Genomic DNA, 25,618 nt, shown 5'->3' on the forward strand with positions numbered 1-25,618 from the left:
TAAATTCAATTAAATATCACAAAGTCCATCATACTACACAATACAGAACCCCTTCACACTTCCAAACATATCATTAACAAACACCAATTAAAATAGTGAATAAATTTACGTAGCTCACAATTCCTTACTTTTTATCCCTGATTTGGCAAAAAATGCGATATTTAATTACAGATGTGACTTTCATTGTTGCTGATTGTTTATTGCAAAAGAGGTTAGATAGCGACATATCCTGCTATTGGATATCACATTACTGTTTTCGAAAGGCGATAGTTTTTCTCAATGCTGCTGCCAGCAAAATGCATAACAGCAGCATTGGAAAGAGGTGTTTTAGAGTAAACCTGGGAAAAGTGCTTTAACCCCTGTGACGATAAATTCGATGCCCAACGACATCAATAATAACCCCATGATACGTGTAACAACGTTGATCCCTGTCTGCCCTAAATAACGTACTAATAACGAAGCGGAGCGAAATAATAACCAACAACAAAAGGCAAAGAAAATACTGGTTAGGGCTAAACCCAAGAAATTTTGCCAGCCATGCCACCTTGAAGACCAAACAATACAAGAACTTATTGCTCCTGGGCCAGCCATTAACGGTAATGCCAGAGGCACAACACCAATGCTGTCGCGAACCGCAGTTTCTGTTTTTTCTTGTTTATTCTGTTTGTCTTCACCAATTTTTCCGCTGATCATCGACATCGCAATGGTGACAATCAATATCCCCCCTGCAATACGGAATGAGTCAATAGAAATCCCAAATAATTGTAAGATTGAATCGCCAATTAATAATGACGTACATAAAATAATAGCAACGGAAGTATTCGCAATGGTATTGGTTTTATTTCTCCCTGCATTACTTTGATAATTAGTCATACTGATAAACACAGGCAAAATACCTACAGGGTTTACCAATGCAAATAAACCGATAAAAAATTTAATGTAGCCGGATAAGTCAAGTAATGCTGCACTCACTCATTCATTTCCTTAAATAACTCTTGTTAGAGGTTTATTGATGTCTTTAATAATTTTATCACTGATGCAGTAAATTTCCTTGAGCAAAGCACTAATTTCTGTGAATGTCTCTTTTTACCCCATTTTTTGTTAGCTTTATTATCAATCTCGACTCATTTAGCTTACTTATGTGAAAGTTAATTAATACACCCACAACACTATTTCAAATAGTACAAAAATAGTCATGCTGAAAGGTGTCAGCTTGCCATTTTCGTGACTTAGATCACTTTATTTAATTCCTGTTTTGTTAATCTATCCTTAACTGATAGACAGAGTTAATGATGAACCAATCATCAATAATTCACGTTTTAACAAGGTTTTTAAGCCAATAGGCGATGATGAGCTACGTTATTATAGATATTATCTATACTTTCTTTTTTAAGTGGTCTTTTTTAAACCTCTTTATAATAGATACATTGCTCATTGGCTTAAAAAGTTTAACATTTATCAGGAGTAATCTATATGTCCGTAACTAACGTTACCGAACTCAATGAACTCGTTGCTCGTGTCAAAAAAGCTCAACGCGAATTCGCTAGTTTTTCGCAAGAAAAAGTAGATGAAATCTTCCGCGCTGCCGCCCTTGCTGCTGCTGATGCACGTATCCCTCTCGCAAAACTCGCTGTAGAAGAGTCTGGAATGGGTATTGTTGAAGATAAAGTGATCAAAAACCACTTTGCCTCTGAATATATCTATAATGCCTATAAAGATGAAAAGACCTGTGGTGTACTTTCTGAAGACCCAACATTTGGTACGATGACAATCGCAGAACCTATTGGGATTATTTGTGGTATCGTACCAACCACAAACCCAACATCAACAGCCATCTTTAAATCCCTGATTAGCTTAAAAACCCGTAATGCCATTATCTTTTCTCCACACCCACGCGCAAAAGTAGCCACTAACCGTGCCGCCGAAATTGTTCTTAATGCCGCTATCGCAGCAGGTGCGCCAAAAGATATTATTGGTTGGATTGATTCCCCATCAGTTGAATTATCCAATGCGTTAATGCATCACCCTGATATTAACCTGATCTTAGCGACAGGTGGTCCAGGTATGGTTAAAGCGGCTTACAGCTCAGGAAAACCCGCGATTGGCGTAGGTGCGGGTAACACCCCTGTAGTTATTGATGAAACTGCAGATATTAAACGCGCAGTGGCTTCTATTTTAATGTCCAAAACCTTCGATAACGGTGTTATCTGTGCATCTGAGCAATCTGTTGTCGTTGTTGATGAAATCTATAGTCAAGTACGTGAACGCTTTGCAAGCCATGGTGGCTACTTACTGCAAGGTAAAGAACTCAAAGCCGTTCAAGATATCATCTTAAAAAATGGCAATTTAAACGCAGCTATCGTGGGTCAACCTGCTTATAAGATTGCAGAGATGGCTGGCATTACGGTGCCAATCAATACAAAAATTTTAATCGGTGAAGTAAAACTGATTGACGAATCAGAGCCTTTTGCTCATGAAAAATTGTCTCCACTGTTAGCCATGTACCGCGGCAAAAACTTTGAAGATGCAGTATCGAAAGCTGAGCAGCTGGTTGAGATGGGCGGTATTGGCCACACATCTTGCTTATATACAGACCAAGATAATGAACATGAACGTGTCAATTATTTCGGTCAAAAAATGAAAACAGCGCGTATCCTGATCAACACCCCTGCCTCACAAGGTGGGATTGGTGACTTGTATAACTTTAAATTAGCCCCTTCTCTCACACTCGGCTGCGGTTCTTGGGGGGGTAACTCTATCTCTGAAAACGTTGGTCCTAAACATTTAATTAATACCAAAACTGTGGCGAAGAGAGCTGAAAATATGTTGTGGCATAAACTTCCAAATTCAATCTACTTCCGCCGTGGCTGTTTACCTATCGCCCTAGAAGAAATTGCAACTGACGGTGCAAAACGTGCATTTATTGTCACTGATGGCTACTTATTTAATAACGGCTATGTGGATGAAGTGGTTAATGTCCTCAAAAAACACCATATTGAAACCGATGTTTTCTTTGAAGTTGAAGCTGACCCAACCTTAACGGTTGTACGTAAAGGCGCGGCGCAAATGCAAGCGTTTCAACCTGATGTCATCATCGCATTAGGTGGTGGTTCACCAATGGATGCGGCGAAGATTATGTGGGTTATGTACGAACACCCTGAAACGCATTTTGAAGAGCTCGCGTTACGCTTTATGGATATCCGTAAACGTATTCACCGTTTCCCGAAAATGGGTGTGAAAGCAAAATTAGTTGCTATTACAACAACATCAGGTACAGGTTCTGAAGTCACACCATTTGCAGTTGTTACCGACGATAAAACAGGTCAAAAATACCCATTAGCGGATTATGCATTAACGCCTAATATGGCAATTGTCGATGCTAACCTCGTAATGAACATGCCTAAATCGTTAACTGCCTTTGGGGGGTTAGATGCAGTCACTCACGCCTTAGAAGCTTATGTCTCAGTTTTAGCGAATGAATTTACTGATGGACAAGCATTGAAAGCGTTGAGCTTATTAAAAGATTATCTGCCAGCAAGTTATCATGAAGGCGCTAAAAACCCAGTGGCTCGGGAACGTGTACACAATGGTGCGACCTTAGCGGGTATTGCCTTTGCTAACGCCTTCTTGGGTGTCTGCCACTCAATGGCTCACAAACTAGGCTCTGAGTTCCATATTCCTCATGGTCTTGCGAATGCATTGCTAATTTGTAACGTTATTCGTTTCAATGCGAATGATAACCCAACTAAGCAAACTGCTTTTAGCCAATACGACCGTCCTCATGCACGCCGTCAATATGCTGAGATTGCAGATCATTTGGGGCTCACAAATGCAAATGACCGTACGGGTGCTAAAATTGAGAAATTGTTAGCGTGGTTAGATGAAATTAAGGCTGATTTAGGTATTCCTAAATCTATCCGTGAAACAGGTGTTTCTGAAGCTGACTTCTTAGCCCGCGTTGATAAACTGTCAGAAGACGCTTTTGATGACCAATGTACAGGGGCTAACCCACGTTATCCATTAATCTCTGAAATTAAACAGTTATTACTGGATTCATATTATGGCCGTGAGTTTATTGAACATACAGCTGCACCATCTGCAGAAGTAAAGACAGAAAAAAAAGTTGTTGAAAAAAAGACAACAACGAAAAAAACGGCAGAGAAAAAATCATCTAAAAAATAATTTTTTGGATAATTAAATAATAAAGGCACTGCAAATGCAGTGCCTTTAATACTTTATACGTCAAATAATGCTATTAAACACAATCATATATTAGATAAATAATACACAAGAGCTTTCATTAAAAGCCCATAGGCCTATTCTAAAAATAGGTTATTTTTCACTTTCCATTTTATTTTTCGTTTAATTGAAGTGAATAGCTTTTTTAGGAATAGTCCCTACCTTCATTAATTTAGCTTGTTCAATCGCATCTGAATAATGCTTGCGACACACAGAGATGTACTTCTCATTTCCCCCTATATCCACCTGTGCCCCCTCATAAACTGGGATCCCATCACTTCCTACACGTAATACTTTATTCGCTTTACGGCCGCAGTAACAGACTGTTTTAAGCTCAACCAATTTATCAGCCCAAGCAAGTAAATATTGGCTTCCTGCAAACAGCTCACCTGCAAAATCAGTGCGTAAACCATAACATAAAACAGGAATATCGCAGTTATCAACGATATCGCATAATTGCTCTACTTGTTCTTTTGTCAAAAATTGACACTCATCAATAAGAACACAATGTACTTTCTGTGCGCTATTTTCACGTTTAATAATCTCTGCCATATTTGTCGATGGTGAGAATAATAACGCTTCAGCTGATAGCCCAATACGTGAGGATACCCTTCCTAGGGCAAAACGGTTATCAATTTCTGCCGTGAATATCAATGTCTGCATCCCTCTTTCGTTATAGTTATACGATGACTGTAACAAAGACGTTGATTTCCCCGCATTCATTGCTGAATAATAAAAATAAAGCTGAGCCATCTCGCTGTTTCCTCAAAAATTATATTCGAAATAATTTTATCATAAAACATATCGTTAGATTAACTATAACCACTCTTTCTTACCTTTACTTATTGAAAATTTAACTCTTTTTACGTAAACATATCTGTATTTTATACTTATAATGATTATCTTATATGCAATAGAAACCAGTTCAATATTAACGACAAATGTTTTTGCTGAAGCACTGACGGCAAAAACCTCATCAAAAAAAGAAAATTTAAGTTAATCCCTGACATCACTTCATTTTGAGCGAAAGTAAAAAAGACCTTTTACTCATTTTACAGAATATTAAGTTAGTAAAACTTTTTCTTATTGCTATTTTTTTCATTAGTTCAGTTATTGATAATAGTGGTATATATATCTACGAAAAGTTTATATTTCTTTTGTAAAAAAATTGCATTCGTTAAAGATTACTTTTAAACTAGGGGCGTAATTTAGCTATTGCAGAATTTAAAATAGCATTCTATTATTACTGTACACATGCCAACAAATAATTTGAGACCAGGAAAATGAGCGAATCATTAAAAGCGTTAAATAACATCCGTACTCTTCGTGCTCAAGCTCGCGAAGTTACTTTAGAATCTTTAGAAGAAATGCTGGAAAAATTAACGGTCGTTGTTGATGAGCGTCGTGATGAAGAAAGCCAAGCACGCGCAGAATTAGAAGAACGTAACCGTAAATTGGAAAAAGTTCGTGAAATGATCCTAGAACAAGGCGTAGATTTAAATGATCTACTGCAAACTATGGACTCAGGTAAAACGACAAGCACTCGTGCTAAGCGCGCAGCACGCCCTGCTAAATACAAATATGTTGATGAAAACGGCGAAACAAAAACGTGGACTGGCCAAGGCCGTACACCTGCTGTAATCAAAGTTGCTATTGAAGAGCAAGGCAAGTCGTTAGACGATTTCTTAATCTAATCAACTAAGCACGTATTCTAAACACCCTTTTTAAAGGGTGTTTTTATTTATAGCCTTATATATTATTTTATATTTCTCTGTATCAGAAGTATCTTCATGCATATAAAACCAGCATCATAATTTCAATTATTTCATATAGACTTCTCTTAAAATGCGTATTCTTCGTTGTTCAAACACCTAAAAAATTAAATAAAATATTGTTATAGTAAAGAAATGTAATCTTAATTAGAAACTACAGGTGTATAGACAAGCATTTATTGACCTGCCCTGTAAGCATGTTTTTATATACTTTCATCGTAACAAGCTAAATGCCACAATTGTTGCATTTACAATGTAAGATATACCACTTAATACTTAGCTACTGGCATTAATATTACCGATTTATCTGCATAAAAAAGGCTAACAGATAAAATTAGCCTTTAATAAAATTTGACGGTTTGAAGCGATTTAGGTTTATTTAATGTTTGATGATAATTCTTTCACCCACTGTGTAAAATCATCGCCCAATGTATCGTGCTGCATTCCATATTCAACAAAAGCTTTCATGTAACCTAATTTATTTCCGCAATCATGGCTTTTACCACATAAGTGGTAGGCTTCAACAGGCTCGTTATTTTCCATCATTAAAGCAATTGCATCAGTTAATTGTATTTCATCACCAGCACCTGGTGTTGTCTTCGCTAATGCATCCCAAATCTTTTCAGATAATACATAACGGCCAACAATGGATAAATTAGATGGTGCTTCGTTTTGTTTTGGTTTTTCAACCATACGTAAAATCTTTTTACTGTCTCCAGGTTGTAAGCTTTCACCATTACAATCCACAATACCGTAATTAGACACTTCCTCTTCAGGTACAGGTTCAACCAAAATTTGGCTCGCTCCTGTTTCCTCGAAATGTTCAAGCATTTCACGTAAGTTAAATTTAGTTAAATCTGTGCTGTAACGATCTAAAATTACATCAGGTAAAATTACTGCAAATGGTTCTTCGCCAACCAAAGGTTTAGCACATAAAATAGCGTGACCTAACCCTTTTGCGATTCCTTGACGCGTTTGCATAATCGTGACATGACTTGGGCAAATAGATTGAACCTCATCGAGTAATTGGCGCTTAACACGGGCTTCTAAAATGGCCTCTAACTCAAAGCTTGTATCAAAATGGTTTTCAATTGAGTTTTTAGAAGAATGTGTGACAAGGACAATCTCATTAATACCCGCAGCAATACATTCATTAACAACATATTGAATCAACGGTTTATCAACGATTGGTAGCATCTCTTTAGGGATCGCTTTCGTTGCTGGAAGCATCCTTGTTCCTAATCCCGCAACGGGGATCACCGCTTTACGCACCTTACGTTGTGTCATTTTATACTCCATATAATTTCTGCACACCTTTGCCTCATTTTTCAAAAAAGTGAATGAGGTTTTTTTAGTGCGCAGAAGTATATCAGGAATTGTTAATGAATAAATAGCGATGAGTCTGATTAGCTTTATTTGGCGCTTTATTATGAATCGTTTTAAGATAACGCTAACTTTCAGGGTTAAACATAAGTTTTATTTTCTGACTGTTATTACGAATTAAACACTGCCAAGCCGTTCCTTTTATTTCTAAATGATTCGGATGGTAGAATTTTAGAGCACCCAATGGAATACTTCTGTCTAATTTAAAATGAGATTCTTCTGTAGTCACTTCCGCTTCTAAACCTGCACTTGCCATAATAATCGCTTTATTCTGAGTATTAAAATACCCAAGAAGTAGAGGGAAATGGCCAGTAAACCCTGAGTCTTCTAGCAAATGATTTATTTGATTAATAATTTTATCAATATTGGGTAGTTTTTTATCTGGGTAGCTCACTGCATTTTTCAACAAATCATTGAAAACAACACGAATCAAAAACGCAGCCATGATCCCCTCTTGTGCTGAGCGCTCAGTATCAATGCAATAAAAACCGATTTGGCTTTCTGAAATTGGCGCTAAATCTAGCAGCAGTCCAAATCGGTTGGCCTCATTCAATTGGCGATAATTAATTCGATAACCATTAATAATCTGATGCACTGGTGGCTGCAATTGTTTCAATACGGCTAACATATCTTGCGTATTGCTTTGCATCAGAGACGCAATCTGGTGTATTTCATCACCAATTTGAGCGCTAAGATCATCTTCTTCGGGATAGAGAGCAGACAAAATTGTAATTTTGACTTCATCTAAATTCTTTATTGGCTTAAGTAAAGCATCCTTTGCACCAAGACGAAACATGCGATCAAGTTGAGTAAAATCTGTCGTTGCGGAAATAACAATCACAGGTGTGGTTATATTGCTAGCAACCAATTCACGCATGAAGTCTTCCCCATTCATCACTGGCATATTTAGATCACAAAGAATAATATCAGGGTCAATTCTCTCGACCGTCAACATCTCAATCGCTTGTTGGCCATTACTTGCGGTATAGATCTCTAGCTCTAAACTTTCTAAGTACGTTTTCAAGATAGTACAGAAGGTGATTTCGTCTTCGATTATCAATATTTTTCTATTTTTCATTTGATACCTACCGCAATAACCCTGTTTAATTAACAATACTATTATTCATATAATAAAATCATTTTTCATCCATCATTTGAGTATAGTGATTTTTCAATCTTCTACTTATTTTTATCGAGAGTATTATGGATCACCAAGAAGAAAGTAAGTGCCATTGTGGCAGCAGAGCACAATTTGAACATTGCTGTGCTCCATTCTTACGCAATGAAGCCACCCCAGAGACGCCTGAACAGCTTATGCGTTCACGTTATAGTGCCTATGTATTGCATAACGCTAATTATCTAATTGAAACATGGCATCCAGATTGCAATGCACAAGAGTGGCGGCAAGAAATAACAAATAGCTTCAAGCATACACAATGGGTAGGGCTCCGTGTTATTAGTTCTTCTTATGCTAAAAACGCCGATGAAGGCTATGTCGAATTTTCGGCTTGCTTTATTGATGAAAAAGCTGATCATAAACAGCTTATTCATGAACGTTCCCGCTTTATTCGTTTGAATTCGCGTTGGTATTACCTCGATGGTATTACCCCCAAAGTTGGACGTAACGATTTGTGTCCCTGTGGTTCTGGCAAAAAATATAAAAAATGCTGTGAATAAAACAAATACTTTCGTTATAAACACTATCTACCTACGCGAGTTCATTGCGCCGTATGTATTAGCCTGAAAAATAAGGCTCTGTTAGTTAAGGATTAGGCAGTTTCATGCAACACAAAATTGTACAAAAAAAAATTCTCAGGACTATTTGCCCTGATGCGAAAGGATTAATCGCAAAAATCACCAATATTTGTTACAAGCACCAACTCAACATTGTGCAAAATAATGAATTTGTGGATCACCATACGGGTCGTTTTTTTATGCGAACAGAACTTGAGGGTATTTTTAATGATGAAACCCTCCTTGCCGATCTTGATGACGCATTACCCGCGGGTTCAAAACGTGAGCTCAATGCTTCTGGTCGCCTTCGTATTGTTATCATGGTGACCAAAGAAGCACATTGTTTGGGTGACTTGTTAATGAAGAGTGCTTACGACGGGTTAGATGTTGAAATTGCCGCCGTTATTGGTAATCACGACACATTGAAAAACTTGGTTGAGCAATTTGGTATTCCATTCCATCATATTAGTCATGAAGGTTTAACTCGTGAACAACATGATGAAAAGATGACAGCGCAGATTGATCAATATCAACCTGATTATGTCGTTTTAGCAAAGTATATGCGAGTTTTAACCCCTGAGTTTGTTCAGCATTACCCTAATCAAATTATTAATATTCATCATTCATTCTTACCTGCTTTTATTGGTGCACGCCCCTATCATCAAGCTTATGAGCGTGGGGTGAAGATTATTGGCGCTACCGCACACTTTGTGAATGATAACTTGGATGAAGGTCCTATTATCACGCAAAACGTGATTAACGTTGACCATACATTTACAGCGGATGATATGATGCGAGCAGGTCGTGATGTCGAAAAAAATGTCTTAAGTCACGCGTTGTATTGGGTGTTGGCGCAACGTGTATTTGTATATGGCAACCGCACTATCATTTTATAAACAAATACACGTAAGGCCTTTTTTAGTCATAATTTGTAGTATTTACAATCATTAAGAACAAAAAAACATCAAACGAATGTTTTTTTGAAAATTAATGCTTTACAGCGGCGCGTCATTTGATATGATGCCGCCCGCTGTGACCGATTACAGCAATTCAAAATCTGGTGGGATACCCAAGCGGCCAAAGGGAGCAGACTGTAAATCTGCCGTCACAGACTTCGAAGGTTCGAATCCTTCTCCCACCACCATTTAAAGACACTCAACACCAAGCTTATCAACAACTCCCATAAAACGATTTAGTACACTTGAATGTGCCTTTGACTTATAGACATAACATTCACTCTGCCCCAATAATTTATTCAGTGATATATATATTAATGACTTATCGATTAATTCTTCTTCAGGATAGTGATCAATAATGCCAATAAAATCGCCATCTTGAATAAAACTCTGGCAACAACCAATATTATCCATTTGCCTCACACTCACTTTATTATCGAGTGTTTCTATTTTTTCTAATAAATCACTCATCAGTGAACTTTTATAAAATGCAGGATCACAAAGCCATGTGCTTTCTTGTAACAATGCGACAAGGTCATGATTAAATTTCTCATAAAGAGCCTTACGGCAGTAAATACCCAATGGAGAATTCTCTATTTTTTTTTGTAATGAAAATCGTTCACTTATTACTTGTTCAGAGCTTAAAATCAGCGTATTTCCATCATAGTCAACTATTTCATCCACCTCGTCATAATTAAACCTTAATATATTTACTTGTACATTATTTTGATGAGCTGCTTGGTAAAGATTAATCAAATGATTTTCCTTTCCCCAGTCATAATAAATATTCGCCTCATTGACAATATAACCTGAAAAATGTTTTTTAGTGATTTCCTTCTCCTGCAGATATAGATCTCTTAGATCATTATAAAGTTCCTGGCCATCCTTAGTTAATGTCATTCCAAATTTTTCTCGTTTAAAAAGCCGTTTACCTAGGCTTGTTTCAAAGTCCTTGATAGACTTAGCGATAGGAGGCGTCGTTCGGTTCATCACTCTCGCGGCTTTACTTAACGAGCCATTTTCAACAACCGCCATAAACGCCTCTAATTTTCTTGAAAAGAACATATCTATGACCCCATTCTATTTATTAATATGTTAATCAACAAAATTATTATCCAATAAATAATATATTGATTATCCCATAACCAAAATCATTCAATAAAAAATAAAATTTAATTTTTTATTGAATGAGTAACAATATTTCATAAAAGTATTTTTATAATTTCCAACATAGCAAAGCAATATATTATACTGTTTCTTTTAATTATTTTTTATGCCACCACTATTAAATCACATTAAAATGCAAATAACCAATTGACTTTAAATGAAATTAACAATGTTTATTTTAAATAATTAACAACCATTTTTTAATCATCGACCATGACTTTATATTAATGACAATTGAATCACACACAATAAATTATAAATAATTAAATATACCCTTATTTATTTTTAATATAGCTATTTTTCATTACACCCCTGATGCATATCTTTAATTAATTGTTATTTTGTATATTAGCCAATAACCACTATCATATGGGTTACAGTGGCGATTGCATCTGTTAGAATTAACCATAAGAATACTAAAAATAGGTGATAAAAATTCATGAAATTCATATCGTTTAACATCAATGGTCTTCGTGCTCGCCCGCATCAACTTGCCGCTATCATCGAAAAACATCAACCTGAGGTCATCGGCTTACAAGAAACCAAAGTACATGATGATATGTTTCCTTATGATGAAGTGAGCCAATTGGGTTATCATGTTTTTTATCACGGTCAAAAAGCACACTATGGTGTTGCGCTTCTGACTAAAAATGAGCCTATCGCTGTCCGTAAAGGCTTCCCGACTGATGATGAAGAAGCTCAACGACGAATTATTATGGCTGACATTCAAACAGAGCGGGGATTACTCACTGTAGTCAATGGTTACTTTCCTCAAGGTGAGAGCCGTGACCATCCAACAAAATTTCCTGCAAAAGAAAAATTTTACCGTGACTTACAAAGTTATGTGACTTCCACACAAACTGCGGATTCCCAGCTACTCATCATGGGTGATATGAATATTAGCCCAACAGATTTAGATATTGGTATTGGCGATATCAACCGTAAGCGCTGGTTAAAGACAGGAAAATGTTCATTTTTACCTGAAGAACGAGAGTGGCTAGACAAACTAATAGGTTGGGGTTTAGTTGATACTTATCGCGCAAAAAACCCAGATGTCGATGACTGCTATTCATGGTTTGACTACCGTTCGAAAGGTTTCGATGATAATCGTGGTTTACGCATCGATTTATTACTGGCATCCCATAAGTTAGCTGAACGCTGTATTGCAACAGGTATTGATTATGAAATTCGTGGAATGGAAAAACCGTCCGACCATGCCCCTGTTTGGTCTGAGTTCGATTTAACTAAATAGTTAATATTCAGTTGAAAAGGCGCTCAAATCAGCGCCTTTTTATTGACTTAGCCATCGATTTTCTTCTTACTTTTCTGCGCAGTTTTAGCCGTTTTCTTACCGCCTTTACTTGGCGGTGGTGGTAACTCTCTAAATGCCCGTAAATTAGTAAACTGGCGTGCGTGATGAATAAGCTGTATCAATGTTTCACTCAGTGGATGCATAAAATCATCATAACGGGTTTGCTTTTCACTGATTTGCGTTAAAACTGATTCCCAGTGCGCTGTCATATCAGGCAACGTAGCCATGTCAGGCAATACGTGAATCAAGGCTCTTCCGGCAGGAGATGAATGAATATAACGCCCTTTTTTATACAGAAACTGGCGTTTAAACAATAAATCGATAATCCCAGCTCGAGTTGCTTCAGTGCCAAGACCGTCTGTTTCTCGCAATACTTTTTTTAATGCTTTATCTTGAACAAATCGCGCAATACCCGTCATAGCAGAGAGTAAAGTGGCATCAGTAAAAGGCCTCGGTGGCTGAGTTTGCCTCTCAATCACTTCTCCTTTTTCACACAAAAGCTCATCATCTTTAGCGACAACAGGCAATGGCATCCCATCGTTTTCAGCATCACGCTCTTTCCCGCCTAAAACAACCCGCCAGCCTGCTTCAGCTAAGAAGCGAGCTTTGGCTACAAATTTGCCCTTTTCAATTTCCAGTTCAATCGTGCATTTGCGAAAAATGGCATCAGACATAAACTGGATAATATATTGGCGTGCAATTAGCTGATAAATATGATTTTCATTTTCTGTTAATTTTACCGCTGTTGTTTTAGCTGTAGGGATAATCGCATGGTGAGCATCAACTTTTTTATCATCCCAACAACGGTTTTTCTTATCTAATTCAGGTAGTTCAAATTCTGTTAAATCAGGTTGATGAACTGCAATTGCATTTAATACACTGTGTCGCCCTGCAAAGTGTTCATCAGGTAAATAACGGCTATCTGAACGTGGATAGGTGATTAATTTATGGGTTTCATATAAGCGCTGGCAGATATCCAATACTTCTTGCGCACTTAACGCATATTTTTTAGCGGCTTCTATTTGCAATGCAGACAATGAAAAAGGCAGTGGCGCAATTTCAGACTCTCGTTTGTCTTGATACAGCGTGACAATTGCGGGTTTTCCCTCAATACGAGATACGACATGCTCAGCCAACGGTCGATGAAATAAGCGCCCTTCTTCATCCTGATAATCAATACAAGACTCACTCGGTTGCCAGGTCGCAACAAAGCGTTCATCGTTTGGGGTGACAATGTGCGCTTTCACTTCAAAAAAATCTTTAGGCACAAAATGTTCTATCTCTTCATCACGCCTCACTACCAGCCCTAAAACAGGAGTTTGTACTCGACCAACAGAAAGAACACCTTGATAGCCGCCACGTTGCCCAAGCAACGTGTAAGCCCGAGTCATATTAATACCATACAGCCAATCTGCTCTCGCCCTCGCAAGAGCAGAAACACACAATGGGATAAACTCGCGGTTTTCCCTTAACCGGTCAATAGCGCGCTCAACGGCTTGGGGGTTAAGGTCATTGATAAGGCAGCGTTTAACGCTTTTGCGCTTTTCCACATCAAGTTTTAGAAAATCGAGCACTTCATCCACCAGCAACTGGCCTTCTCTATCAGGGTCTCCTGCATGGATCACAACCGTTGCTTGTTTAAGTAGTGCTTCGATGGTTTTCAGTTGTTTGGTTACTGCGGCACGCGGTTTTAGCTGCCACTTTTCGGGAATAATTGGCAAGTCTTGCAAATTCCAACGCGCATAGCGTGGCTCATAAGCATCGGGCTCAGCCTGTTCAAGAAGGTGACCAATGCACCATGTGACCGTTTGGCCATCACCGCATTTAATAAAACCATCCCCCCGTTGGTGAGGTTTTGGTAGTACATCGGCAATCGCTCTAGCAAGGCTCGGTTTTTCCGCAATAAACAAACGCATGAATTAATCTATCACTTCAACTAGTGGGACATTGTCCTGATGAGGGAGTAATCTTCCGATAGACTGTAGCAAAACACCCTGCTGCTGTGCAATCTCTTTAATTTTAATGACTTCAGATGGTTTTACAGCAATAAGCAGTCCACCAGAGGTTTGAGGATCACACAATAATTGACGCTGCATATCACTCATAGGACCAATAAGATGACCATAGCTATCAAAATTACGTGATGTTCCGCCTGGTACACACCCCGCTTCGATATATTTTTCAACATCGGCTAATTTTGGCACTTTGCTAAAAGAAACCTGTGCGCGAACGCCAGAACCTTCGCAAATCTCACTTAAGTGGCCAAGTAAACCGAAACCTGTTACATCCGTCATTGCAGTGACACCTTCTAGGGGGGCTATCACTGCGCCGAGTTTATTCAACTGGCACATGGTTTCTGCGGCAAGATGCTGGTGCTCTTCTTTGAGTAAACCTTTTTTCTCCGCGGTCGTTAGCACGCCAATACCGAGTGGTTTTGTCAAAAGCAGCTCACAATCTGCTGTTGCAGCACTATTTTTTTTCACATATTCCGTATTGACAACACCCGTGACGGCCAAGCCAAAAATAGGCTCAGGGGCATCAATAGAGTGCCCACCCGCAAGGGAAATTCCAGCATCTGCACAAGCAGCACGACCACCTTCAATCACTTCACGAGCAACCTCTGGTGGTAATTTGGCGATCGGCCATCCTAAAATCGCAATCGCCATAATTGGCTTACCACCCATCGCAAAAATATCGCTAATCGCGTTGGTTGCCGCAATGCGCCCAAATTCAAATGGAGAATCAACGATTGGCATAAAGAAGTCAGTGGTACTGATGATCCCAATACCATTACCTAAATCGTAAACCGCAGCATCATCCTTAGTTTCATTGCCAACTAACAAATGTGGATCATGAAATTTGGCTTGTTCTGTATGTAAAATCTGTTCTAACACTTTCGGGGCAATTTTACAGCCGCAACCCGCTCCGTGACTGTATTGCGTTAGCCTAATTTTCTCAGTCATTATTGTTCCCTTAAAAATGTGTGATAAAACTGTCCATATCTGGAGTTTGAACTTTTGCTGGTGATTTTAGTTCTGGAGTACCTAAGTAAAGGAAACCGACAATACGGTCATTTTCTTCGCAACCTAGCCCCGCACGAACAACGGCATCTTCAGTCCATGAACCTGAGCGCCAAATCCCACCAAAGCCTTGTGCAACCGCAGCCATTTGCATCGCTTGGACAGTACAACTCGCGGCAACTAATTGCTCCCACTGTGGCACTTTAGCGTGCTCTTTAATTTTCGCGATCACTGTGATGATTAATGGAGCACGAAAAGGTGCATTACGTGCTTTTTCTTCAACTTCTGCACCTAAATTGCCTTCAATCGCTGCTTTTTCTAGCAATTGACTAAAGCGCTTAATACCCTCATCTTGCATAATAACGAAATGCCATGGGCGTAATGCACCGTGATCGGGTGCTCTCATTCCTGCCGCAAGAATATTGTTAAGTTCTTCGCCTTGTGGTGCTGGTGTAGTGAGTCTGGAAGCTGAACGTCGGTTCAACAAAAGAGTTAAAGCATCCATATTGGTCTCCGATTAAGAGTAGACTGATTTGATAATCATTCAATCAGGTAATTATACCCACACAACCTATTGTTATAGTAAGCTTATCGTTACACTCTGACTTGCTTGACGATTAACGTGGGTTGCATTAATTAGATTATTAATTCATTGAATTATATCATTTGTCATGAGTGAAAAATATCATTGTGACATTGTATATCGCGCATAACAGATTTGTTATGCATAAAAAATGATTCATTATCAAATAACTGTATTGTTAATGAATAAAATAGAAAGCAGTATCCAAAATAGTTTGTGCCACAAGTAGGCGGCAAGCGATTGAGTCCCTAGGAGCATACACAAGTATGTGACTAGGGCGAGTGAGTGAAGCCAACAACCTTGTGGTGCAAAATATGAAGGATAGGAGAAAAAATGCGTCAAATATGGGACATCCTCGCCACCATCTTTAAAATCAGTTGGAAGGCACTTAACTTTATTCGGGAATTCGTTTTCAACGCAATTTTCCTTGTGCTGTTCTTCATTGTTATTGGGTCTTTTGCCCTTTATCAATCAGAATCTGAACCTGAAAAAAATTACTATGGTGCGTTGTATGTAGACTTACAAGGCGTGGTGGTTGACCAAGTCTCTGCACCTGATCCGTTCGGGCGTATGAGCCGCGAATTATTAGGCTCCTCTAATAGTCGAATGCAAGAAAACTCTTTATTCGATATTGTCGATACCATTCGCACTGCCGCCGATGACGACCGTATTACAGGTATGGTATTACGTCTTGATAACTTAGTCAGTGCAGATCAACCTTCCCTTGCTTATATCGGTAAAGCCATTACACAATTTAAGAGCAAAGGTAAGCAAGTTTATGCTGTAGGTAGCCATTTTTCTCAACCACAATACTACCTTGCAAGCTTCGCAGACGATATCTATCTTACACCACAAGGCTCTGTTGGTTTATATGGTTTCGCTACAAACAGCATTTACTACAAGTCATTGTTAGAAAAGCTGAAAATTAGTAGCCATATTTTCCGTGTCGGAACGTATAAATCTGCGGTTGAGCCTATGATGCGTGATGATATGTCCCCTGAAGCGCGCCTTGCGAATCAGCAATGGTTAAATGCTTTATGGAACAATTATTTGGATGCGTTAGCGACTAACCGTAAAACGACCACTACACAAATTTTCCCTGGTGCTGATACAGTCCTTAGCCAGCTACGTGCAGTTAAAGGTGATAGCGCTCAGTATGCATTAAAACAGAAATTGGTTGATAACGTGTATACCAACGAGCAAGTCGAAGAGCTCCTCAGCAAGCACTTTGGCTGGAATAAAGACGATAAGCAATTCAATAATATTAGTATCTATGATTACTCAGCTAAGATTGCCGATACCAGTGCGAATCAAAGCGGCAACATTGCCGTCATCGTAGTGCAAGGCGCAATCATGGATGGCCCACAGACGCCAGGAATTGCTGGGGGTGATACCATAGCAGCACAAATTCGCGATGCCCGCCTTGATGACAATATCAAAGCGATTGTTCTGCGTGTGAATAGCCCTGGCGGAAGCGTTAGTGCATCTGACCTTATTCGCAGCGAATTAGCGTCCGCCCATGCTGCAGGCAAACCTGTTGTTGTTTCTATGGGCGGCATGGCGGCATCAGGCGGTTACTGGGTTTCCACTCCTGCGGATTATATTATTGCAAGCCCAAGTACGCTAACGGGCTCAATTGGTATCTTTGGTGTAATTAATACCTTTGAAAAATCACTGGATTCTATTGGCGTGTACACTGATGGGGTTTCCACTTCACCACTTGCCGATATCTCTATAACAAAAGGGATCAACCCACAATTTGCAGATATGATGCAAATCACCATTGAAAATGGTTATGATACCTTTATTAATCTTGTGGCTAAAGCGCGAAATAAAACCCCTGAGCAAATCGACAAAATTGCCCAAGGCCGTGTTTGGATTGGTCAAGATGCATTAAAAAATGGCCTTGTCGACCAACTGGGTGATTTTGATGACGCCGTAGATAAAGCCGCAGAATTGGCTAAACTATCAGAAGTACAATTGGATTGGATGAAACCAGAGTTGTCCTTTATGGACCAGCTACTGCTTGAATTAACCAGTAATGTTCAAGCAGCCATGCCTGATGTTCTGCATGTGTTTCTACCGCCCGCTGTTGCAACAGATATTCGCCAGCAAGCTCAATTTTTCTTAAAAATGAATGACCCACAAAACCGTTATGCATTTTGCTTAAATTGCGCTGAAATTAACTAATCGCCATCCCCTCTAGCTTACTGGAGGGGGTTTCTCTTACTAAATACTCGATTTACCTCATTTCAATCTACAAATTAGCAATTTAACGATAGTAATACACCAGTAATTACGTCAAAATTCGGATAATTATTTTCACTTCTCCATGCGCTAATAAATTAGGTAATCAAATGCAGAAGAAATCTATTTATGTCGTTTATACTGGCGGCACCATCGGCATGCGTCATTCACCACAAGGTTACATTCCTGTCTCAGGTCATTTACAAGCGCAATTGGCTCAGATGCCTGAATTTCACCGTCCAGAAATGCCTGAATTCACAATTCGCGAACACCAGCCGTTAATCGACTCATCCGATATTACCCCTGAAGATTGGCAAATCATTGCGGATGATATTTGCCAACACTATGAAAAATATGATGGGTTTGTCATTTTACACGGCACGGATACCATGGCATTTACAGCATCCGCCCTTTCTTTTATGTTTGAAAACTTAAAGAAGCCCGTTATCGTGACAGGGTCACAAATCCCATTGGAAGCACTACGTTCTGATGGCCAAACTAACTTATTGAATGCCTTGTATTTAGCTGCAAATTATCCCATCAATGAAGTGGGGTTATTTTTCAATAATAAATTGTACCGTGGTAACCGTACAGTCAAAGCACATGCAGATGGTTTCGATGCCTTTAGTTCCCCGAACTGCTCACCGTTGATGGAAGCAGGTATCCATATTCGTACTTTTAATGCTTGTCCTGCCCCGATTGGCGTGGGTGAATTCAAGACTCATCGCATCACTCCTCAACCGATTGGCGTTGTCACGCTCTACCCTGGTTTGTCTGTTGATATTGTTCGCAATATCCTCCAACAGCCCGTCAAAGCGTTAATCCTGCGCTCTTATGGGGTCGGGAATGCACCTCAGCAGCCTAAATTACTGCGCATTCTACGGGAGGCCACTAACCGTGGGATTATTGTGGTCAATCTAACACAGTGCATTTCAGGCCGTGTGAATATGGAAGGCTATGCTACAGGACATGCCCTCGCAGAATCAGGGGTAATTAGTGGTTATGACATGACTTTTGAAGCGGCATTGAGTAAATTACATTATTTACTGAGCCAAGATTACACACCTGCGCTGATCCGCGAATTAATGCAAAACAATTTACGCGGTGAATTGAGTTACGCTGATGAATAACTGAGGAAATGATGAAAACGGCCTTATTGTTAGTCGATTTACAAAATGATTTCTGCACAGGCGGCACTCTCGCTGTGAATGAAAGTGAACACGTTATAGACGTAGCAAATAAAGCAATCACGATTTGCCAACAAAAAGGGATTACCACCATTGCAAGTCAAGATTGGCACCCTGTTAATCATTTAAGTTTTGCCGAAAACTCAGGTACACAAATTGGCGATATCGGTGAGCTTAATGGGCTGGCGCAAGTATGGTGGCCTGTGCATTGTGTCCAAGGCGAATATGGCTCAGAGTTCCACCCTCAATTAAACACTCAAGCCATCCAAGAGACATTTACGAAAGGCGAAAACCCGCAAGTTGATAGCTATAGCGCTTTCTTTGATAACGACAAAATAAGCCAAACTCGATTACACACATGGCTACAAGCTCAGAGGATCACCCATTTAATTATTATGGGGATTGCAACCGATTATTGCGTTAAATTTACGGTGCTTGACGCCTTAAATTTGGGCTACAGTGTCGATGTATTAGTTGACGGCTGTCGTGGGGTAAACTTAACCGCTAATGACAGCCAGATTGCATTAAATGAAATGGAACAGCAAGGCGCCAAACTTATCACATTAGACGATATTGCCTAACCCCTCATTTTCCTCAGCAATATTTTCTCTTGTACTGTATTCCTTGAGAAAATATTGCCGCTCAACTTAATCGTTATTTTGCGGTTTGAGTGTTGCAAACATCTCCCCTTGGAACATCGCTTTCAGCTCTTGCTTGCTTTTCATGGTGATCTCGCCATTGGTACCAACAGTCATATGTTCAGCATCATGGTTATGGCGTGATTGCCACAGCATCACCATCTGTAAGCTATGTTCTTTTTGCTCCGCTGTTAAAGGAACACCATCTGGCCATTTCCCCAACTCAACGGCTGTAACAAGACGTTCATAAATTTCTGGGGTCATTACTGCAAGCAATTGTTCAATATGTTTTGGGTCGACTTCTACACTCATGGCACCGCTCCTTTTAAAAATTATACTGACGTTTAGTTAAATTGCTTTTTTATTTTTAGCTGAATCGTTATTGCTGAAGATTTTTGATAATAATTTATAAACTTCAGCAGCGTTCAGCAGCCTAACCACGCGTCTTTTCGCCCGATGACTCATCCAAAAAGCTTAAGGATGCTGAATTAATACAGTAACGTTGCCCCGTTGGCATAGGTCCATCAGGGAACACATGCCCTAAGTGCGCATTACAATTTTGGCAACGGACTTCAATACGATGCATACCATGAGAAAAATCTTCGATGTATTTGATGGCATGATCGTTCACTGGCTCATAGAAACTTGGCCACCCACAACCTGCATCAAATTTAGTCTCAGACATAAATAAAGGTGTACCACAACACAGGCATTCGTACACACCCTCTTTACGGTTATGCAATAATTGACCACTAAATGGTGGCTCCGTGCCCGCTTGCTGTGTAACATAACGCTGCATCTCATTTAATTCTGAAATATCAACGTGTTGTTTATCTTTCTGTGACATAACTTATCCACGTATTTAAGTAATTTGTTCAGTTGATGACTATCACACTGTAATTTTCAGCAACAAAAAATTAACAACAATTTTTATAAAACTATTCTAAACTAAGAAGCATCTTACTTTCCGTTTTGATTTGTGAAGCGTATCACATATATCACTGATAGATGGTTTCATTATGCCGTACAATCCCGATAATACGTGCGGCTGTATTTGCCGCTGAAGTGGCTGACAAATAAGCAGTTAGTGGTATCAGAATTGATTTTTTTCAATAATTGACACGATTCCGCTTGACGGCTGGCAAGGTTTTGGTAACTTTAACTACAACTTAATTCACGAATAAATAGCTGGTGGAAATACTATGACTATCAAAGTAGGTATTAATGGTTTTGGTCGTATTGGCCGTATCGTTTTCCGTGCTGCACAAGAGCGTTCTGATATCGAAATCGTTGCTATCAACGACCTGCTCGATGCAGAATACATGGCTTACATGCTGAAATACGATTCAACTCACGGTCGTTTCAACGGTACTGTTGAAGTTAAAGATGGTCACCTAGTTGTAAACGGTAAAAAAATCCGTGTTACTGCAGAAAAAGATCCTGCAAACCTGAAATGGAACGAAGTCGGTGTTGATGTTGTTGCTGAAGCAACAGGTATCTTCCTGACTGACGAAACTGCACGTAAACACATCCAAGCAGGCGCGAAAAAAGTTGTTCTGACTGGCCCTTCTAAAGATGACACTCCAATGTTCGTTATGGGCGTTAACCACAAAGCTTACGCAGGTCAAGAAATCGTTTCTAACGCATCTTGTACAACTAACTGCTTAGCGCCGCTGGCTAAAGTTATCAACGACAAATTTGGTATCGTTGAAGGTCTGATGACGACTGTTCACGCAACAACTGCAACGCAAAAAACAGTTGATGGCCCTTCTCACAAAGACTGGCGTGGTGGTCGTGGTGCTGCTCAAAACATCATCCCATCTTCAACTGGTGCTGCTAAAGCTGTAGGTAAAGTTATTCCTGAGCTGAACGGCAAACTGACAGGTATGTCTTTCCGTGTACCAACACCAAACGTTTCAGTTGTTGACTTAACTGCACGTTTAGAAAAACCAGCAACTTACGCGCAAATCTGTGAAGCTATCAAAGAAGCTGCAGCAGGCGAACTGAAAGGCGTTCTGGGCTACACTGAAGATGACGTTGTATCAACAGACTTCAACGGTGAAAAACTGACTTCTGTGTTTGATGCTAAAGCAGGTATCGCACTGAACGATAACTTTGTTAAATTAGTTTCTTGGTATGACAACGAAACTGGTTACTCAAACAAAGTATTAGACCTGATTGCTCACATCTCTAAATAAGAGTTGTTAAGTAATTAGCCTGACTGAGCCGCCAATTGGCGGCTCTTTTGTATCATATCGAATACTGCATTAATATTTTATCTCACTTCATTTATCTTTAATCCATTATTCGATACTGTATAAACCAACGTTCAATCCGATTTAAGATAAGTGCCACACATCGCACAATTCTGCCACACGCAAAACGTATAATGCGTATTAACGCTGTTTCTACTAACACAGGCCGATACCATGCACGAAAAAATTTTTGCTCTACCCGTTATTAAACAACTCTCTGCCTATATCACTCAACGCCAATTAGGTGACTTACCACTGATTGTGGTTTCTCACCCAAAAGTTCGTGGTGCAGTCAGTTTACAAGGCGCACATCTCATTGATTGGCAACCTGCGGGGCAAAAGCCGTGTCTCTGGCTAAGTTCTGAGAGTGCGTTTAAAAACGGCGTAGCAATCCGTGGGGGCATTCCTATCTGTTGGCCATGGTTTGGCCCTGTAGCGAGTCCGAGTCACGGCTTTGCGCGTATCTTGCCTTGGCAATTTACTGCCCATAATGAACATGATGATGGGGTAATTTTAACCTTTACGCTCACTGATACTGATTATACCCGTAAGCTATGGCCCCACGAGTTCACATTGATTTTACGAATGAAACTGGGTGAAACCTGTGAGCTTGAGCTCGAAAGCTATGGTGATTTTGAAACGACTGCAGCATTACACACTTACTTCAACATCAGTGATATTCACAAAGCAACTGTTTACGGCCTTGGCGGTCACTATTTTGATAAGGTCGCTGATAAAGAAGTGTATGCATCTGAGCCATTAAAATTCAATAAACACACTGACCGCATCTATTCAGAACCTGAAGAGTACAGCTTACTGCGCGATGACGGTTGGAACCGTACAATTGAATTGCATCATTACCATAATAGTGATGTGGTGTGTTGGAATCCATGGGCTGAATTATCATGTAGTATGCAAGACATGCCAAATAATGGTTATAAACAGATGGTTTGTGTTGAAACGGCCTGTATTAATGTGCCCATGAAAAGCGATGCTCAGCACCCTGCTCGCCTGTCTTTAGTGATGGTAAGCCGCGATAATAAACCACAAGATTAATATTAAGACAAAATAAACCCCCAGTAGAGTCACCTTACTGAGGGTTTATGATTCTTTAACGACACATTAGAATGTATAAGTCACACCCGTCCACATAATGGCAGAAACAGATTTATTCACCATTGGGCTATCTTTCACTTCACTCGGTAAGCGGTCAACACGCCCCATCGCAAACACAGTCCAATTTTCGTCGAAACGGTAGTTACCCGTGACTTCCATATACGGCGTCCAGCTTGAACCTGGGTTATAACGTTTTAAACCGCTATCATTCGATTCTTTTGAAGAAACGCCATATTCATAACGATTTTGATTTTTGCTATCCCATTTGATACCCAAGCCTGGCGTGATAGACCATTTGTCACCTTCAAAGCCATATAGGTAAGCAAACTCACCACGAATACCATTACTAATGCCAAGGATATCCCCTGAGATATTGGTACGCAGTGTGCCCCAATCCGCTTTATGGCGGTAGGTAAAACCTGTCATAACCGTATCACGACGACGATTTAGCTCACGCATTGCTTTGTCATCATTGTCTTTAGGTTTAAAAAATTGAGGATAATAGTACGCATCTAAAGACAGTTGATCTTGCGTGTCATTCCACAGGTAGTAACCTGCCGCTAACGTATGAAAGTAAAAATTTTCACTGTCATAATTCACAATTGGTACTGGCGTAATATAATCACGAGACTTAATACCTTTATATGGCGTTGATTGCGCCAGTACAGAGCCACCAACAGACCATGTTCCAGCTAAAGCTGCGCTAGATAACACGCTTAACGCCACAGCAAATGTGGTTAACTTAATTGTTTTAGACATAGATTAAACCTAAAAATAATGAGAAATGGATCAAACTTATATGTTATATCAATATGCAAAGATCCCCAATCTTCATAATCTAAATCACATTTAAAGCTAAATATGTGACTTACCGATAGTATTGGTTAACAATTATTCTACGCTTTTTTCGTAACGAACAGGAACTCTTTTTGCAAGTGCGCACATCAATTCATAGCCTATCGTGCCTGCCGCTTGTGCCACATCGTCCACAGGCAGATTTTGCCCCCACAATTCCACTGTGGTACCTAATTTCACATCACTACAATGGGTGATATCAATACTTAACATATCCATAGAAACTGCGCCTAATAGCGCACAACGTGTCCCATTGCACCAAACAGGTGTTCCATTGGGTGCATGACGTGGATAGCCATCAGCGTAACCACACGCAACCGTAGCGATACGCATCGGCTTAGTTGCAGTGAATCGACTCCCATAACCGATAGATTCCCCTGCAGCGATATCATGCATTGCTATCACCTCTGATTGTAACGTCATCGCTGCTTTTAGTGGATACTGTTGGATATCAGCTGACTTTCCACTTGGTGACGCACCGTACAACAAGATCCCTGTCCGAATCCAATCATACTGAGTATCCTTGTGCCAAAGAGTTGCGCCCGAATTGGCAATACAAGTTTGTAAAGACAAATGACTAAACTGTTTAATTTTCTCAAATGGTTCAATTACCCCAGTATGTGTATCTGAATTAGCAAAATGACTCATTAGCGTGATAGAGCCAACATTCTCCATTTTCGCTAACTGTTCAATGACATTTTGATATCCCGATACAGGAAAACCTAAACGATTCATGCCACTATTGAGTTTGACATAAACTGAAATTGGCGTAGACAGTTGCGCATTTTCAATAGCATAAAGTTGCCATTCACTGTGTACGCTGGTCGTTAAATGATACTGGTCGATTACCCCTAAATCTTGCGGCTGAAAAAAACCTTCAAGCAACAAAATTGGCCCTTTCCAGCCTTCTTCACGCAATAGAATAGCTTCTTGGAGATCTAACACTGCAAAGCCGTCAGTGGCTTTCAGTGCCGGCCAAATGTGTTTGATACCATGACCATAACCATCCGCCTTCATGACTGACCAAATTTTTGCCTGCCCTGAATGCTGACGCACAACCGATAAATTATGTTGTAAATTGTCTAAATGAATAATGGCACTAATTGGGCGTGGCATCTTAATTCCTTAAATACATGTCTATTTTTATGTCAATA

General features: G+C 39.7%; 22 protein-coding genes and 1 tRNA gene. 11 read left to right on the forward strand and 12 right to left on the reverse strand.

Annotated elements, in window-relative coordinates:
- Positions 1-327: 327 nt before the first annotated feature.
- Entirely contained in the window at positions 328-972 is a 645-nt protein-coding gene (locus tag KDJ85_RS04825) for a YchE family NAAT transporter (protein WP_206086132.1), read from the reverse strand.
- Between the two features lie 501 nt (positions 973-1,473).
- On the opposite strand from KDJ85_RS04825, the gene adhE reads away from it, so the two are divergent.
- The gene (adhE, locus tag KDJ85_RS04830) at positions 1,474-4,182 is read left to right on the forward strand and encodes a bifunctional acetaldehyde-CoA/alcohol dehydrogenase (protein WP_225818697.1); all 2,709 of its coding nucleotides are present in this window, start codon (positions 1,474-1,476) and stop codon (positions 4,180-4,182) included.
- Between the two features lie 180 nt (positions 4,183-4,362).
- Here the strand turns inward: adhE and KDJ85_RS04835 are convergent, their stop codons facing one another.
- Positions 4,363-4,992 carry a thymidine kinase gene (locus KDJ85_RS04835; protein ID WP_225818698.1) on the reverse strand — a complete coding sequence of 210 codons (630 nt, stop codon included), beginning with the start codon at positions 4,990-4,992 and terminating at the stop codon, positions 4,363-4,365.
- Positions 4,993-5,522: 530 nt separating this feature from the next.
- On the opposite strand from KDJ85_RS04835, the gene hns reads away from it, so the two are divergent.
- Positions 5,523-5,933, forward strand: a complete 411-nt coding sequence (gene hns / locus KDJ85_RS04840; protein ID WP_206086135.1) for a histone-like nucleoid-structuring protein H-NS — start codon at positions 5,523-5,525, stop codon at positions 5,931-5,933.
- 453 nt (positions 5,934-6,386) lie between these two features.
- Here the strand turns inward: hns and galU are convergent, their stop codons facing one another.
- Both galU and rssB read right to left on the reverse strand, forming a co-directional pair.
- Complete coding sequence (gene galU, locus KDJ85_RS04845; RefSeq protein ID WP_225818699.1) at positions 6,387-7,298, reverse strand: UTP--glucose-1-phosphate uridylyltransferase GalU; 912 nt, start codon at positions 7,296-7,298, stop codon at positions 6,387-6,389.
- A 163-nt stretch (positions 7,299-7,461) separates the two neighbouring features.
- The gene (rssB, locus tag KDJ85_RS04850) at positions 7,462-8,472 is read right to left on the reverse strand and encodes a two-component system response regulator RssB (protein WP_225818700.1); all 1,011 of its coding nucleotides are present in this window, start codon (positions 8,470-8,472) and stop codon (positions 7,462-7,464) included.
- A gap of 125 nt (positions 8,473-8,597) precedes the next feature.
- On the opposite strand from rssB, the gene KDJ85_RS04855 reads away from it, so the two are divergent.
- The 3 genes from KDJ85_RS04855 to KDJ85_RS04865 all read left to right on the forward strand — a co-directional run bounded on the left by KDJ85_RS04855 (position 8,598) and on the right by KDJ85_RS04865 (position 10,272).
- The gene (locus KDJ85_RS04855; protein WP_225818701.1) at positions 8,598-9,071 is read left to right on the forward strand and encodes a YchJ family protein; all 474 of its coding nucleotides are present in this window, start codon (positions 8,598-8,600) and stop codon (positions 9,069-9,071) included.
- Between the two features lie 104 nt (positions 9,072-9,175).
- Complete coding sequence (gene purU, locus KDJ85_RS04860; RefSeq protein ID WP_225818702.1) at positions 9,176-10,024, forward strand: formyltetrahydrofolate deformylase; 849 nt, start codon at positions 9,176-9,178, stop codon at positions 10,022-10,024.
- A 163-nt stretch (positions 10,025-10,187) separates the two neighbouring features.
- Positions 10,188-10,272, forward strand: a tRNA-Tyr gene (locus tag KDJ85_RS04865).
- A gap of 1 nt (position 10,273) precedes the next feature.
- Here the strand turns inward: KDJ85_RS04865 and KDJ85_RS04870 are convergent.
- On the reverse strand, positions 10,274-11,149 hold the full coding sequence (locus tag KDJ85_RS04870) for a LysR family transcriptional regulator (protein ID WP_206086140.1): 876 nt from the start codon (positions 11,147-11,149) through the stop codon (positions 10,274-10,276).
- Positions 11,150-11,690: 541 nt separating this feature from the next.
- On the opposite strand from KDJ85_RS04870, the gene xthA reads away from it, so the two are divergent.
- Positions 11,691-12,503, forward strand: a complete 813-nt coding sequence (gene xthA / locus KDJ85_RS04875; RefSeq protein WP_225818703.1) for an exodeoxyribonuclease III — start codon at positions 11,691-11,693, stop codon at positions 12,501-12,503.
- Between the two features lie 47 nt (positions 12,504-12,550).
- Here xthA and KDJ85_RS04880 read toward each other — a convergent pair whose 3' ends face one another.
- The 3 genes from KDJ85_RS04880 to KDJ85_RS04890 are packed head-to-tail and all read right to left on the reverse strand — an operon-like array spanning position 12,551 to position 16,088.
- Positions 12,551-14,479: a DNA topoisomerase III gene (locus KDJ85_RS04880; RefSeq protein ID WP_225818704.1), complete on the reverse strand. Its 1,929-nt coding sequence runs from the start codon at positions 14,477-14,479 to the stop codon at positions 12,551-12,553.
- A 3-nt stretch (positions 14,480-14,482) separates the two neighbouring features.
- Positions 14,483-15,526, reverse strand: coding sequence for a selenide, water dikinase SelD (selD, locus tag KDJ85_RS04885; protein ID WP_225818705.1), 1,044 nt, complete (start codon positions 15,524-15,526; stop codon positions 14,483-14,485).
- A 10-nt stretch (positions 15,527-15,536) separates the two neighbouring features.
- The gene (locus KDJ85_RS04890) at positions 15,537-16,088 is read right to left on the reverse strand and encodes an NAD(P)H nitroreductase (RefSeq protein ID WP_225818706.1); all 552 of its coding nucleotides are present in this window, start codon (positions 16,086-16,088) and stop codon (positions 15,537-15,539) included.
- Between the two features lie 411 nt (positions 16,089-16,499).
- Between KDJ85_RS04890 and sppA the strand changes: the two genes are divergently transcribed.
- The 3 genes from sppA (at position 16,500) to pncA (ending at position 20,181) form a co-directional block, all read left to right on the forward strand.
- A complete protein-coding gene (gene sppA / locus KDJ85_RS04895) occupies positions 16,500-18,356 on the forward strand; it encodes a signal peptide peptidase SppA (protein ID WP_225818707.1) in 1,857 nt (618 codons plus the stop codon).
- Positions 18,357-18,523: 167 nt separating this feature from the next.
- Complete coding sequence (gene ansA / locus KDJ85_RS04900; RefSeq protein ID WP_225818708.1) at positions 18,524-19,543, forward strand: asparaginase; 1,020 nt, start codon at positions 18,524-18,526, stop codon at positions 19,541-19,543.
- An 11-nt stretch (positions 19,544-19,554) separates the two neighbouring features.
- Entirely contained in the window at positions 19,555-20,181 is a 627-nt protein-coding gene (pncA, locus tag KDJ85_RS04905; RefSeq protein ID WP_225818971.1) for a bifunctional nicotinamidase/pyrazinamidase, read from the forward strand.
- 66 nt (positions 20,182-20,247) lie between these two features.
- Here pncA and KDJ85_RS04910 read toward each other — a convergent pair whose 3' ends face one another.
- The gene (locus KDJ85_RS04910) at positions 20,248-20,550 is read right to left on the reverse strand and encodes a YeaC family protein (RefSeq protein ID WP_206086148.1); all 303 of its coding nucleotides are present in this window, start codon (positions 20,548-20,550) and stop codon (positions 20,248-20,250) included.
- Between the two features lie 121 nt (positions 20,551-20,671).
- Positions 20,672-21,085 carry a peptide-methionine (R)-S-oxide reductase MsrB gene (gene msrB / locus KDJ85_RS04915; RefSeq protein ID WP_225818709.1) on the reverse strand — a complete coding sequence of 138 codons (414 nt, stop codon included), beginning with the start codon at positions 21,083-21,085 and terminating at the stop codon, positions 20,672-20,674.
- Between the two features lie 355 nt (positions 21,086-21,440).
- Between msrB and gapA the strand changes: the two genes are divergently transcribed.
- Together gapA and KDJ85_RS04925 are read left to right on the forward strand one after the other, a co-directional pair.
- Complete coding sequence (gapA, locus tag KDJ85_RS04920; protein WP_225818710.1) at positions 21,441-22,436, forward strand: glyceraldehyde-3-phosphate dehydrogenase; 996 nt, start codon at positions 21,441-21,443, stop codon at positions 22,434-22,436.
- A 231-nt stretch (positions 22,437-22,667) separates the two neighbouring features.
- On the forward strand, positions 22,668-23,549 hold the full coding sequence (locus tag KDJ85_RS04925; protein ID WP_225818711.1) for a D-hexose-6-phosphate mutarotase: 882 nt from the start codon (positions 22,668-22,670) through the stop codon (positions 23,547-23,549).
- 66 nt (positions 23,550-23,615) lie between these two features.
- Here the strand turns inward: KDJ85_RS04925 and KDJ85_RS04930 are convergent, their stop codons facing one another.
- Both KDJ85_RS04930 and alr read right to left on the reverse strand, forming a co-directional pair.
- Positions 23,616-24,368, reverse strand: coding sequence for a MipA/OmpV family protein (locus KDJ85_RS04930; RefSeq protein ID WP_225818712.1), 753 nt, complete (start codon positions 24,366-24,368; stop codon positions 23,616-23,618).
- A 132-nt stretch (positions 24,369-24,500) separates the two neighbouring features.
- Entirely contained in the window at positions 24,501-25,580 is a 1,080-nt protein-coding gene (gene alr / locus KDJ85_RS04935; protein ID WP_225818713.1) for an alanine racemase, read from the reverse strand.
- Positions 25,581-25,618 lie beyond the last annotated feature (38 nt).

Source organism: Providencia vermicola (assembly GCF_020381325.1).
Taxonomy (GTDB): domain Bacteria; phylum Pseudomonadota; class Gammaproteobacteria; order Enterobacterales; family Enterobacteriaceae; genus Providencia; species Providencia vermicola.